This window comes from Bradyrhizobium sp. STM 3809 (assembly GCF_000239795.1).
Taxonomy (GTDB): domain Bacteria; phylum Pseudomonadota; class Alphaproteobacteria; order Rhizobiales; family Xanthobacteraceae; genus Bradyrhizobium.
In genome coordinates, this window is sequence record NZ_CAFJ01000302.1 from 1 (window position 1) to 11,775 (window position 11,775).

General features: G+C 67.9%; 14 protein-coding genes. 8 read left to right on the forward strand and 6 right to left on the reverse strand.

Going from position 1 to position 11,775, the window contains the following annotated elements:
- The coding region (locus BRAS3809_RS16865; protein ID WP_035656524.1) for a PEGA domain-containing protein at positions 1-401 on the reverse strand (401 nt) is incomplete at its 3' end.
- A gap of 113 nt (positions 402-514) precedes the next feature.
- Positions 515-1,450, reverse strand: coding sequence for a glycine/sarcosine/betaine reductase selenoprotein B family protein (locus BRAS3809_RS16870; RefSeq protein WP_008963315.1), 936 nt, complete (start codon positions 1,448-1,450; stop codon positions 515-517).
- 147 nt (positions 1,451-1,597) lie between these two features.
- Here BRAS3809_RS16870 and BRAS3809_RS16875 point away from each other — a divergent pair, with 147 nt between their 5' ends.
- The 8 genes from BRAS3809_RS16875 to nadC all read left to right on the forward strand — a co-directional run bounded on the left by BRAS3809_RS16875 (position 1,598) and on the right by nadC (position 8,725).
- Entirely contained in the window at positions 1,598-2,566 is a 969-nt protein-coding gene (locus BRAS3809_RS16875; RefSeq protein ID WP_008963316.1) for a lytic transglycosylase domain-containing protein, read from the forward strand.
- A 102-nt stretch (positions 2,567-2,668) separates the two neighbouring features.
- Positions 2,669-3,415 (forward strand): AzlC family ABC transporter permease, encoded by a 747-nt coding sequence (locus BRAS3809_RS16880; protein ID WP_008963317.1) that lies wholly within the window; start codon positions 2,669-2,671, stop codon positions 3,413-3,415.
- Positions 3,412-3,756, forward strand: a complete 345-nt coding sequence (locus BRAS3809_RS16885; RefSeq protein ID WP_008963318.1) for an AzlD domain-containing protein — start codon at positions 3,412-3,414, stop codon at positions 3,754-3,756. The genes BRAS3809_RS16880 and BRAS3809_RS16885 overlap by 4 nt, the downstream gene beginning before the upstream one ends.
- A gap of 71 nt (positions 3,757-3,827) precedes the next feature.
- Positions 3,828-4,304 (forward strand): tRNA (N6-threonylcarbamoyladenosine(37)-N6)-methyltransferase TrmO, encoded by a 477-nt coding sequence (gene tsaA / locus BRAS3809_RS16890; RefSeq protein WP_008963319.1) that lies wholly within the window; start codon positions 3,828-3,830, stop codon positions 4,302-4,304.
- Between the two features lie 14 nt (positions 4,305-4,318).
- Positions 4,319-5,275 (forward strand): NUDIX hydrolase, encoded by a 957-nt coding sequence (locus BRAS3809_RS16895; protein ID WP_008963320.1) that lies wholly within the window; start codon positions 4,319-4,321, stop codon positions 5,273-5,275.
- A 68-nt stretch (positions 5,276-5,343) separates the two neighbouring features.
- Positions 5,344-6,330 carry a quinolinate synthase NadA gene (gene nadA / locus BRAS3809_RS16900; RefSeq protein WP_008963321.1) on the forward strand — a complete coding sequence of 329 codons (987 nt, stop codon included), beginning with the start codon at positions 5,344-5,346 and terminating at the stop codon, positions 6,328-6,330.
- On the forward strand, positions 6,327-7,880 hold the full coding sequence (locus tag BRAS3809_RS16905) for an L-aspartate oxidase (RefSeq protein ID WP_008963322.1): 1,554 nt from the start codon (positions 6,327-6,329) through the stop codon (positions 7,878-7,880). The genes nadA and BRAS3809_RS16905 overlap by 4 nt, the downstream gene beginning before the upstream one ends.
- Positions 7,877-8,725: a carboxylating nicotinate-nucleotide diphosphorylase gene (gene nadC / locus BRAS3809_RS16910; protein ID WP_008963323.1), complete on the forward strand. Its 849-nt coding sequence runs from the start codon at positions 7,877-7,879 to the stop codon at positions 8,723-8,725. The genes BRAS3809_RS16905 and nadC overlap by 4 nt, the downstream gene beginning before the upstream one ends.
- Before the next feature lie 7 nt (positions 8,726-8,732).
- Here nadC and BRAS3809_RS16915 read toward each other — a convergent pair whose 3' ends face one another.
- From BRAS3809_RS16915 to BRAS3809_RS16930, 4 genes are all read right to left on the reverse strand, one after another.
- Entirely contained in the window at positions 8,733-9,158 is a 426-nt protein-coding gene (locus tag BRAS3809_RS16915; RefSeq protein ID WP_008963324.1) for an HIT family protein, read from the reverse strand.
- 60 nt (positions 9,159-9,218) lie between these two features.
- Positions 9,219-10,427, reverse strand: a complete 1,209-nt coding sequence (locus BRAS3809_RS16920; RefSeq protein WP_008963325.1) for a GNAT family N-acetyltransferase — start codon at positions 10,425-10,427, stop codon at positions 9,219-9,221.
- A gap of 113 nt (positions 10,428-10,540) precedes the next feature.
- Positions 10,541-11,293, reverse strand: coding sequence for a glycerophosphodiester phosphodiesterase (locus tag BRAS3809_RS16925; RefSeq protein ID WP_008963326.1), 753 nt, complete (start codon positions 11,291-11,293; stop codon positions 10,541-10,543).
- Positions 11,294-11,323: 30 nt separating this feature from the next.
- Positions 11,324-11,775: RidA family protein (locus BRAS3809_RS16930; protein WP_035656526.1), on the reverse strand; the 452-nt coding region annotated here is incomplete at its 5' end.

Below are 11,775 nucleotides of genomic sequence, written 5' to 3' on the forward strand. Positions count from 1 at the left end.
CGCGCGACCGGTGCCGCCATTTTCGGCTGCAAGGTGACGATCACCGGGTTCGGCTTGTGATCGGTGGCGGCGCCGGTCGCGGCGTCGACACCCATGCCGATCACGCCGCCGAGCAGCAGGTTGCCGGCGAACCCGGCCGCACCTGCCGTCGGGATGTCCTTCTGCAGCGGAATGATCTGGGTTTCGTAGCCCGGCTTTTCGATCGTGACGGTGATGTCCGCGTTGCGCTTGGCGACGAACGAACACGGCGTCGTACAGGTCATCGGCGCCTCAAGGCCGGCGACCGAGGCTTCCGCGCCCGAGGGGGTCGACGCCACGCTGATCGTCTCGGTTGTACCCCGTGTCACGGACGCGCAACCACCCAGGGCGGCGCACAGCGCCACCAACGCTACAACTCTCATTTGGTACTGCCCCCTTGAACTCGATGGAACTCAAGCTCAACTGGGACGGGAGAGCAAGCGCTATCAGCTTTTTCCGAAGGGAATTGTTGCTGAGTTTGAAGCCAGTGTGTCTTTCAGGCCTGATTTTCGCGGAGTCCGCGCGCGATCGCCTTCTGCGCATCGAACTCGGCGCGCCGCCGCGCCAGCTCCTCGGGGGCGAGCAAAGCGGGATTGCTGTAGTCGCGCTTCCAGCCGTGATCGTCGCTCCATTGCAGGGGCGACTGCACGGTCGTTCGTCCTGCTGGTGAACTCTCGAGAACGCGCAGCGCGAGCTCCAGCGTGAAGGCCTGCGAGGCCGGGTCGTGCGGCTTGCCGGCGGAATTGCCGAGCGGAAAATCCGAGAACAGGAAGCGCGGTGCCGCGGCGTGCTCGACGATGTCCTTGGCGCAGCCCATCACCACAGTGGCGATGCCGTTGGCCTCGAGATGCCGTGCGACCAGGCTCACCGTCTGGTGGCACACCGGGCAATTCGGCACCAGCACGACCGCGTCGATCTCGTCGGCGCGGCAGCGCGCGAGCATCTCCGGCGCGTCCTGTTCGATCGTCACGCGCTGGCTGCGATTGGTCGGCGCACCGAAGAAGCGCGGCCCGACCGCACCGATGCGGCCCTCGCGAGCAAGCCGCAGCAGCTGCGGCAGCGGAAACCAGGTGTTGGGATCCGTGGCCGACGTATGCGCGCGGTCGTAGGCGATGTGCGAGATGCGCAGATCGTGCGGCTGTGACGTCTCGCCGTCGTACACGGTGTAGAACTTGGCGCCGCCATTGTAGGGCGCTCCGGGTCCCTGATCACCCTTGGCCGGATCGAAGGGGGCCGCCGTCGTCACGATCGTGACGCGCGACTGCGCCAGCGGCTTGCGCAGCTTCTGGAACGGCGCCGAGGTATAGTGCGCCCAGCGATACGGCGTCTCATAGCCGATCGCCAGATAGTAGTCGCGCGTCCGCGCCATGTAGGCGAGCGGCGCAGTCTCATCCGGCGCGAAGCCGAGCGGGTCGTCGGAAGAGGGGGTCATCGGTCGCGTTCCAGAAAGGATAGCCGATTGCTAGCCGGGCCATCGTCCGTGTCAAGGCGTCGCGCCTTGGAACCGGAACGCGATTGACGCTTTGTCTGTCGGCATTTGGGTCCGCCGGCCGCGTGCTGGCCGTTGTTCATTGTGTCCATGCATCATCCGATTCCGGCTCTCAGCGTCGCCATCTGTCTCCTGATCGCGTCGATCGGACGTGCCGCCGCCAATGAAGGCGAGACCGTCTGGCCGTTGGTGGACGGAGCGCCTCCCGCCCAGGAGGAGGCCAAGGACGCTGCCGCAAAGACGACTGACCCGAAGGAGAGCGGCACGCGCGAGGCGATCTGCCTGATGATCGAGTCGGCCGCCAAGTCGAACGACTTGCCGCTGGAATTCTTCGCCCGCGTGATCTGGCAGGAGAGCCGGTTCCAGAGCGACGCGGTCGGACCCCTCACCCGCAGCGGCCAGCGGGCCCAGGGCATTGCCCAGTTCATGCCGGGGACGGCGAGCGAGCGCGAGCTGCTCGATCCGTTCGACCCGGTCCAGGCGCTGCCGAAATCGGCGCAGTTTCTGGCCGAGCTGCGCGATCAGTTCGGCAATCTCGGGCTCGCCGCGGCGGCCTACAATGCCGGCCCGCGCCGGGTACAGAACTGGCTCGCCGGCAAGAGCCAGATGCCATGGGAGACGCGCAACTACGTATCGGCGATCACCGGGACATCGATCGACGAGTGGGCGGCAGCAGGAAAGGGCGGCAAGATGCCGCCGAGCGCGCGGCCGACCTCCTGTCATCAGCTGATGGCGCTGTTGAAGCGCGCGCCCAATCCGTTCGTGACGCAGCTGGAGCAGCATGTCGCCATGGCGGCTGCGAAGTCATGGGGCGTACAGCTGGCGGCCGGCTTCGACCGCAACAAGGCGCTCGCGATGTATGCACGGGCCATCAAGGGCCTCGGCTCCGTCATTGGCGGCCGCGACCCGAGCCTGCTGTCCTCGGTGATGCGCACGCGCGGCTACCGCGCCTTCTACCAGGTGCGGATCGGCGCCGACACGCGCGGCGAGGCCGACGCGCTGTGCAACCGCATCCGCGGCGCCGGCGGCGCCTGCTTCGTGCTGCGCAACCGGGCCTGAGGGCCCGCGGCTTGCGCCGCGTGCAGAGCCGCGCGCGTGCTACAGCGGTTGACGGCGGGCGGTTTCGAACGCCTTATCGCGGTCCGTTTCGCTGGGCCGCCCGTGACATTTCCTCCGCTCGATTCCCTGCAATGGCATGGTTCGCTCCGGGCCTTCGGCTGGGGGCTGCGCGCGACGTCGGCGACCATCCTGTCGGTCGTGCTGTTCGTCACCTTCATCGGCATCGGCGCGCTCGCCCACGACACCCATTTCAGCATGCTCTGGGCGATCCTCAGCACCGTACTGGTCTGGGCAGGGCCCGCGCAGATCATCCTGGTGTCGACGCTCGGCTCCGGCCAGACCATCCTGCAATCGGCGATCGCGGTGACGATGAGCGCGATCCGGCTGTTTCCGATGGTCGTGGCCGTGCTGCCTTTGATCCGCGGGCCCAAGACCAGGCGGCGCCATCTGGTGCTGATCGCGCATTTCACCGCGGTGACCCTGTGGGTCGAATGCTATCGCTTCCTGCCGCATGTGCCGCGCGAGCGCCGCATCGCCTTCGTCCACGGGCTCGGCACCGGCCTGATGGGCGTGGCGCTGGTCGCGACCATCATCGGCTATCTCCTGGCCGCCAACCTGTCGCAGACCTTCGGCGCCGCGGTGCTGCTGCTGACGCCGCTCGCCTTCCTGTTTTCGACCCTGCGCAATGCCAAGGAGCTCGCCGACGTGCTCGCGCTCGGTCTCGGCCTCGTGCTCTATCCGTTGGCCGCCCGGCTCAATAGCGGCGTCGACATCCTGGTCAGCGGCGTCGGCGCCGGCACGCTCGCCTTTGCCGTCCACAAATGGCGCGAGCGGCGGGAGGCGGCATGAGCGATTTCATCGGCGATTGGCATGCGCTCGTGGTGCTGCTGGTGGCGGGCGTCATCCCGAACCAGATCTGGCGGCTGCTGGGCTTGTGGTTCGGCAGCGGCCTCGACGAGGGCTCGGATCTGCTGATGTGGGTCAAGGCGGTCGCGACCGCGATCCTGGCCGGTGTCATCGCACAGATCGTCGTGCAGCCACCCGGCGCGCTCGCCAGCGTGCCGTGGGGCCTGCGCTATGGCGCTATCGTGGCCGGGCTCGGGGCCTTCCTGGCGACGCGCCGCTCGATCTTCGCCGGCGTCGTCTGTGGCGAGGCCGTGATGCTGGCCGGCACATGGTGGCTCGGCTGAGTTGCGCGACCGCAATTGCGATGCCGCAGCGTTCGGCTAGATTGGCTGTGAGATCTGAGGATTTTTTTGCGATGACCACTGAGACCGATCTCCGCCCGGGTGAAGTCGCCGTCGATGCGCCGCAGCCGCGCGATGCCGCGCTGTATTTCATCGGCCGCATCCGCACGCCCTGGACTTCGCGGCTGGAGACGCCGCGGCAGGGCAGCTTCGAGGGGCCGGTGTGCCGGCTCGAAATCTTCGAGCCGTGGGTGCCGGCCCTGCAGGGCATCGACGGTTTCAGCCATCTGCAGGTGCTGTACTGGCTGAACCGGGCCCGCCGCGACCTCGTCAAGCAGAGCCCGCGCCATCATGACGGCGAGACCCGCGGCACCTTCGCACTGCGCTCGCCGGTGCGCCCCAACCCGATCGGCGTCTCCACCGTCCGCTTCGTCGCGCTGGAGGGCAGCACCGTGCTGGTGCGCGGCCTCGATTGCCTGGATGAGACGCCGCTGATCGACCTGAAGCCGGATCGTTGCGTGTTCACGCCCGGGGCTACCGAGGACAAATAGGACCAGCGATCCGGATGTCGAACCTGAACAAGCGGCCACAGAAGACCGTGACGGCTCTGGATGCGATCACCGCTGACCTCGTCGCCGTGCTGGTCGCGGTGACCGACGGGCACCCGAAGATCATGACGATCGATCACGCGGCAGCATTGCCGAGCGGTCCCTTCCAGTTCGCCCACCGCTCGCTGCAGATGGGCCTGCGCGCCTGGGTCGAGGCGCAGACCGGCCATCCCCTCGGCTATGTGGAGCAGCTCTACACCTTCGCCGACCGCGGCCGCTCGGGTGACCCCGATGCGCCGCATCGAATCTCCATCTCCTATCTCGGCCTCACGCGCGAGGAGGAGGGACGTGAGGGCGCCGATGCGCAATGGTCGTCGTGGTACGACTACTTTCCCTGGGAGGATCATCGCGATGGGCCGCCGGCGATCCTCGCCAAGATCATCGCGCCCAAGCTGAAGGCCTGGGCGCGGTCCGTCGACGAGCCGGCGCTGCAGAAGACGCGCTGGCGCCGTGCCGCCATCACCTTCGGCCTCGACGGCCGCGAGTGGAACGAGGAGCTCGCGCTGCAGCGCTACGAGCTCTTGTACGAGGCCGCGCTGATCCCGGAGCGCGTGCGCGAGCAGGGCGGGGAGGCGGCCGTGCCCGGCCGCGCGATGACCGGCGACCACCGCCGCATTCTCGCCACCGGCATCGCCCGGCTGCGCGCCAAGATCAAATATCGTCCGGTCGTGTTCGAGCTGATGCCGGATGAATTCACCCTGCTGCAGCTGCAGCGCAGCGTCGAGGCGCTGGCCGGCCGGCTGGTCCACAAGCAGAATTTTCGTCGCCTCATCGAGCAGCAGGAACTCGTCGAGGAGACGGGCGCCATGGCGACCGACACGATCGGCCGTCCCGCCAAGCTGTTTCGCTTCCGCCAGGGCGTGCTCGCCGAGCGCGCCGTGGTCGGAACCAAGCTGCCGCTCTCGCGGTCGTGATCCCCGGCGCTTGACAAGACTTATGCTCAGGATAAATATAAGCTATCTTATGCTCATGGAGAGTATAAATGGCCGAGACCGTCCTGACTGCCATCGCGCCGAATGCGCCGCTGTCTGACCGCCTGAAGCGGGTGATCCCGCCGCCCGAATGGGCTGTCTATGAAGAGGATGTCGAGGCGATCCTGGCCCTCAAGCGCCGGCGCAACGCCGTGGTGCTCGCGCACAACTACCAGACGCCCGAGATATTCCACGGCGTCGCCGACATCGTCGGCGACAGCCTGCTGCTCGCGCGCGAAGCGACCAAGGTGGATGCCGAGGTGATCGTGCTCGCCGGCGTGCATTTCATGGCGGAGACGGCGAAGCTGCTCAATCCTGGGAAGACCGTGCTGATCCCGGACCTGCGGGCCGGGTGCTCGCTCGCGGACTCCATCACCGCCGATGACGTCCGGCTGATGCGCGCGCGCCATCCCGGCGTGCCCGTCGTCGCGTATGTCAACACCTCGGTCGCGGTGAAGGCCGAGTCCGATGTCTGCTGCACCTCGGGCAATGCGCGCGCCGTCGTGGAGTCGCTCGGCACCGATCACGTCATCATGCTGCCGGACGAGTATCTGGCCCGCAACATCGCTGCTCAGACCAGGGTGCGGATCACGGCCTGGAAGGGGCATTGCGAGGTGCATGAGCGCTTCAGCGCCGAGGATGTCCGCGCCCTGCGTGACAATCATCCCGGCGTCACCGTGCTCGCGCATCCTGAATGTCCGCCGGAGGTCGTGGCGGAAGCGGACTTCGCCGGCTCGACGGCGGCGATGTCCGACTATGTCGGGGCCAAGCGGCCGGCGCGGGTGGTGCTGCTGACGGAATGCTCGATGAGCGACAACGTCGCGGTGGCGTATCCGGATATCGAGTTCGTCCGGCCCTGCAACCTGTGTCCGCACATGAAGCGGATCAGCTTGAAGAACATCCGTCATGCGCTCGAGACCAATACGCATGAGGTGACGATCGATCCCGCGATGGCCGAGCGCGCGCGGCGTTCGGTGGAAAGGATGCTGGCGCTATGAGCAACGATCTCTGCAATCCCATCGGCCGTCCCGTGATCATCGGCGGCGGCGCCGCCGGGCTGATGACGGCGCTGCAGCTCGCACCCGAGCCCGTCGTGCTCGTGTCGAAATCGCCGCTCGGCGCGGAGGCGTCGAGCATGTGGGCGCAGGGTGGTCTCGCGGCCGCGGTCGGTCGCGATGATGAGCCGGCGCTGCACCTGCAAGACACCATCCTCGCCGGCGCCGGCCTGTGCGACGAGGCCGCGGCGCGTCGCATCATCGAAGCGGCGCCTGCGGCGGTCGGCCGCCTCGCGAAGCTGGGCGTCGCGTTCGACCGCGATGGCGACAGGCGCTGGCGCCTCGGGCTGGAGGCCGCACACAGCCGCAACCGCATTGTCCACGCCACCGGCGACGGCACCGGGCGCGAGATCATGCGCGCGCTGATCGCGGCCGTCAGGCGATGCCCGTCTGTGACGCTGCTGGAAGGCGTCGAGGCGCGCCGGCTGATCGTCGAGGACAATGCGATCCAGGGCGTGCTCGCGGTGCGCGGTGAGGAGTCCCTGGTTCTTGCAACGACCCGTGTCGTGATCGCGACCGGCGGCATCGGCGGCCTGTTCCTCGACAGCACGAATCCCTCCGGCTGCTTCGGCCAGGGCTTGGCGCTGGCAGCGCGGGCAGGGGCGGTGCTCTCCGATCTCGAATTCGTGCAGTTTCACCCGACCGCCTTCGACGGTCCGTCGCGGCCGCTGCCGCTGCTGACCGAGGCCATCCGCGGCGATGGTGCGGTGCTGATCGACGAGACCGGTGCGCGCTTCATGGCCGACGAGCCCGGCGCCGAGCTGGCGCCACGCGACGTGGTGGCGCGCGCGGTCTGGCGTCATCGCGCGCATGGCCACCGCACGTTCCTCGATGCACGGGAGAAGCCGGGCAAGGAGTTCGCCGCGCGCTATCCCGTGATCAGCGCGTTCTGCCGCATGGCCGGAATTGATCCGGCTGTCGATCCGATCCCCGTGCGGCCAGCGGTGCATTATCATATGGGCGGCATCGCGGTTGACGGGATGGGGCGCAGCACCGTCGAAGGCCTCTGGGCCTGCGGCGAGGCGAGCCGCACCGGGCTGCACGGCGCCAACCGGCTGGCCAGCAACTCGCTGATGGAAGCGGTCGTCTGCGCGCAATGGGTGGCGGAGAGCGTGGCCGGCACGTCGGCGCGTGCGGCCAAGCCGTCGGAGGTTGGAGCGATCCCGCCGGCATCCGATCCCACAGCGGTCCGTCCGGCGCTGTCCGATGCGCTCGGCGTGCTGCGCGACCGCGCCGGGATGACAGCCGCGCTCCGCTGCCTGCTCCCGCTGGCATCGGGGGCAGGGGGCGCAGCCGACCCGGCCCTGGTCGGCCTGATGATGACGGTCGCCGCCCCTGCGCGCGCGGAGAGCCGCGGCGGGCATTGCCGCACCGATTGTCCCGACACGCTGCCCGTCGCGCAGCCCTCCCGCCTCACTTTGTCCAAGGCGATCGCCGCCGCACGAGAGGTCGTCGAGACCGAGCGTGTCGTCCTCAGGAGCGTCGTATCATGACCCTTAATCCACTCTCGCCCTTGCTCTACGAGCCGCTGGTGCGCATGGCCCTGCTGGAGGATCTCGGCCACGCGGGTGACATCACCACCGATGCGATCGTGCCTGCCGAGCAGAGCGCCTCGCTGCAGCTGCGGGCACGTCAACCCGGCGTGATCGCCGGCCTCGACGTCGCCCGCTGCGCCTTCCAGACGGTCTCGCCCGAGGTCCGCATGGAGATCATTCGCGGTGACGGCAGCGTCGTTGCGCCGGGCGACGTCCTTGCCACCATCAGCGGCCCGGCGCGGGCGCTGCTGACCGGCGAGCGCACAGCGCTCAACTTCCTCTGCCACCTCAGCGGCGTTGCCTCGGCGACGGCGTCTCTCGTCGTTGCCGTGAAGGGCACCCACGCGCAGATCGTCTGCACGCGCAAGACGACGCCGGGGCTGCGCGCGCTGGAGAAATACGCGGTGCGTGCCGGCGGTGGCGGCAATCATCGCTTCGGGCTCGATGATGCGGTCCTGATCAAGGACAACCACATCGCCATCGCTGGCGGCATCGCGGCGGCGATCACGCGGGCGAAGGCTCATGCCGGCCATCTCGTGAAGATCGAGGTCGAGGTCGATACACTGCCGCAGCTCGAGGAGGCGCTGGCGCTGGGCGTCGACGCCGTGCTGCTCGACAATATGACGCCGGCGGAGCTCGAACGGGCTGTCGGCATGGCCCGCGGCAAGGCCATTACGGAGGCCTCGGGCCGGATCACCGTCGACACCGCGCCGGCGATCGCGGCTGCGGGTGTCGACTTGATCTCGGTCGGCTGGATCACGCATTCATCGGCCGCTTTGGACATCGGGCTCGACGACGCGTGAGCCATGGTCAGCCCTTGAGCGCCGCGATCAGCTTCGCGGCGTTCTCCTCCAGCACCTTGGGATCCTCCTTGCGGCTGGCCGGCGGCAGCAGACTGTCACCATTGTGGCGCGGCATGATGTGGACGTGGAGGTGGAACACCATCTGGCCGCCGGCGTGTTCGTTGAACTGCTGCACGGTGATGCCGTCGGCGGCAAACGCGGTCTTCGCGGCGCGGGCGATGGTGCGCACGGCACGGCCGACGTGGAGGTAGTCCTCCTCGGTGATGTCGAGGATGTTACGGGCCGGCGCCTTCGGGATCACCAGCGTGTGGCCGGGGACGCGCGGCATGATGTCGAGGAAGGCCAGCACGTGGTCGTTCTCATACACCTTCACGCAGGGGAATTCACCGCGCAGGATCTTCGCGAACGGGTTTTGGGGATCGTAGGCGGTCATCGGCAAATCCTTCAGCGGTTCCTCGTCACGCGCCTTACTCTCATTGCCCCGTGCCGCCGGTCAAGATTGCTCGTCCAGGTCCTTGCGGAACGGCCCGGATTCGGCGAGCTCGCGGCCGGCCTGCTCGACATAGGCGCGCTCGCGCTTGAGATAGTCGTCGATGGCGCGGCGCAGGCCGCGGTCGGCGATGTAGTGGGCGGAGTAGGTGGTCTGCGGCAGGTAGCCGCGCACGATCTTGTGCTCGCCCTGCGCGCCGGCCTCGACCACGGCCAGCTTGTGCTGGATCGCGAAGTCGATCGCCTGGTAGTAGCAGACCTCGAAATGCAGGAACGGGTGGTGCTCGATCGCGCCCCAGTTGCGGCCGAACAGCGTGTCCGATCCGATGAAGTTGATGGCACCCGCAATCCAGCGGCCCTCGCGCCTGGCCATCACCAGCAGCACGTCGTCGGCCATGGTCTCGCCGATCAGCGAGAAGAACTTGCGGTTGAGGTAGGGCCGGCCCCATTTGCGCGAGCCGGTGTCCATGTAGAAATCGAAGAACGCGTCCCACGCGTCCTCGGTGATGTCCTTGCCGGTCAGCCAATGGATGGTGATCCCCGCCGCCAGCGCATCGCGCCGCTCGCGCTTGATCGATTTGCGGTGGCGCGAGTTCATCGTCGCCAGGAAATCGTCGAAGCTGGAAAAACCCTGATTGTGCCAGTGGAACTGCTGGTCGGTGCGCTGCAGGAACCCTTGCGCCGCGAGCAGCTCCCACTCGGCCTGCCGGGCGAAGGTGACGTGCACCGAGGACGCCTCGCTGATCCCGCACAGCGCCTTCAGGCCCTGGGCGAGCGCGTTGCCGATCATCTCCCGGTCCTGGTCGGGTCGGATCAGCAGACGCGGGCCGGTCGCCGGGGTGAAGGGCACGGAGACCTGGAGCTTCGGATAATAGCGGCCGCCCGCGCGCTCATAGGCGTCGGCCCAGCCGCGGTCGAAGACATATTCGCCCTGCGAGTGCGATTTCAGATAGCAGGGCACGAGGCCCAGGATTTCGTCGCCCAGCTTGGCCACGAGATGCCGCGGCGCCCAACCAGTGCGGATCGTCGCCGAGCCGGAGGCTTCGCAGGCGGACAAAAAGGCATGGGAGACGAACGGGTTGTACGACGGGCCGCAGCCGGCGGATGAACCGGGCGCGAGGCGGCCGGCGGGATTGGCGCAAGCGTCCCAGGCAGCGGCCGGGATTTCGGAGATCCCGGGAACGGCTTCGAGCGTGATCTCAGGTGAGGCCATCGAACCCCTGAACAAAAGGCAACTCAGGAACGCCCGGCCGAGCCGCCCGGATTGCTATGGGATCAAGATCGTGCATCGCAGCACCGACTTCAAGGCCCGCCTCGAGTCTCGCCTCACGTCTCCGGCGTAAACCCTTCGAAGATCATCTGATCCGCGTAGCGCGCCGCGGTGGCGCGCTGTTCTGGCGTGCGGACCGTCCAGGTCAGCAGCGGGCAGCCGAACACATTGCGCGCGACCCACGGTGCCGGGGCCGGGAGCTGCTGAACCCAATAGGCGACGAAATGCGGCTGCGTGCTGAGGCCGTGCTTGAGATGCAGCATGCTGTCGCGCTGCGCTGGCGTGAGCTTGTCCCAATAGCCGTCCTGATAGGTGCGCTGGGCGACGATGCCGCGCGTCAGCTTCGGCATCGTCTCGCGCATGGCGCGCACGAGGTCCGGATCGAACGACATGCCGACCGCCGGACCGGAATAGGCCGACAGCACCTCGGCCATCCTTCGGACCAGCCGGCGATCCCCCTGGAAGGTGCTCTTGACCTCGACCACCAGCGGCACGCGTCCGCCGATCAGGTCGCAGAGGTCCTTGAGCGTCATCATCCGCTCGTCGGTCTGCTTGAACCTCACGGCCTTCAGCTCGGCCGCGGTCTTCTCGATCAGGAGGCCCGAGCCCTCGGTGAGTCGGCCGAGCTCGTAGTCGTGATGCACCATCGCCTCGCCATCGGCCGACAGCTGGATGTCGCATTCGATGGCGAAATGGCCGGCGATCGCGCCGCGCGCGGCGGCCGGCATGTTCTCGATGATGCCACGGGCGGCATCGTGCAGGCCGCGATGGGCGACGGGGCGGGCCGTCAGCCAGTCAGGTGCGCGCATTCGCCCCGTCCATTCTCGTCCTCGTCAATCCTACGCGACCTCGAACACGCCTTCGACCTCCACTGCCGCATCGGACGGCAGCGCCGAGACGCCGACGGTGGTGCGGGCGTGGCGGCCCTTGTCGCCGAACGCGGCGACCATCAGATCCGAGGCGCCGTTGAGCACCTTCGGTCCATCCAGGAAGTCGGGGGCGGCATTGACGAAGCCGCCGAGCCGCACCACGCGCACCACCTTGTCGAGGTCGCCGACCGCCGCCTTGACCTGCGCCAGCAGGTTGATCCCGCAGCCCTTCGCGGCGGCATAGCCGTCCTCGAGCGACACGCCGCCGCCGAGCTTGCCCGCCGCGATCAGCTTGCCGTCGCCGCCGAGGCAGACCTGGCCGGACACGAACAGCAGATTGCCGGTGCGCACGAACGGGACATAATTGGCCACTGGAGCCTTTGGCGCCGGCAACGTGATGCCCTGTGCCGCGAGAGCCTGTT

Excerpts from the sequence above, each read along its gene's own strand:
- BRAS3809_RS16925 (WP_008963326.1), bottom strand. The coding sequence starts at position 11,293 with ATGCGCGCACCTGACTGGCTGACGGCCCGCCCCGTCGCCCATCGCGGC.
- BRAS3809_RS16885 (WP_008963318.1), top strand. The coding sequence starts at position 3,412 with ATGAGCGATTTCATCGGCGATTGGCATGCGCTCGTGGTGCTGCTGGTG.
- BRAS3809_RS16875 (WP_008963316.1), top strand. The coding sequence starts at position 1,598 with ATGCATCATCCGATTCCGGCTCTCAGCGTCGCCATCTGTCTCCTGATC.
- BRAS3809_RS16905 (WP_008963322.1), top strand. The coding sequence starts at position 6,327 with ATGAGCAACGATCTCTGCAATCCCATCGGCCGTCCCGTGATCATCGGC.
- tsaA (WP_008963319.1), top strand. The coding sequence starts at position 3,828 with ATGACCACTGAGACCGATCTCCGCCCGGGTGAAGTCGCCGTCGATGCG.
- nadC (WP_008963323.1), top strand. The coding sequence starts at position 7,877 with ATGACCCTTAATCCACTCTCGCCCTTGCTCTACGAGCCGCTGGTGCGC.
- BRAS3809_RS16920 (WP_008963325.1), bottom strand. The coding sequence starts at position 10,427 with ATGGCCTCACCTGAGATCACGCTCGAAGCCGTTCCCGGGATCTCCGAA.
- nadA (WP_008963321.1), top strand. The coding sequence starts at position 5,344 with ATGGCCGAGACCGTCCTGACTGCCATCGCGCCGAATGCGCCGCTGTCT.
- BRAS3809_RS16895 (WP_008963320.1), top strand. The coding sequence starts at position 4,319 with ATGTCGAACCTGAACAAGCGGCCACAGAAGACCGTGACGGCTCTGGAT.
- BRAS3809_RS16915 (WP_008963324.1), bottom strand. The coding sequence starts at position 9,158 with ATGACCGCCTACGATCCCCAAAACCCGTTCGCGAAGATCCTGCGCGGT.
- BRAS3809_RS16870 (WP_008963315.1), bottom strand. The coding sequence starts at position 1,450 with ATGACCCCCTCTTCCGACGACCCGCTCGGCTTCGCGCCGGATGAGACT.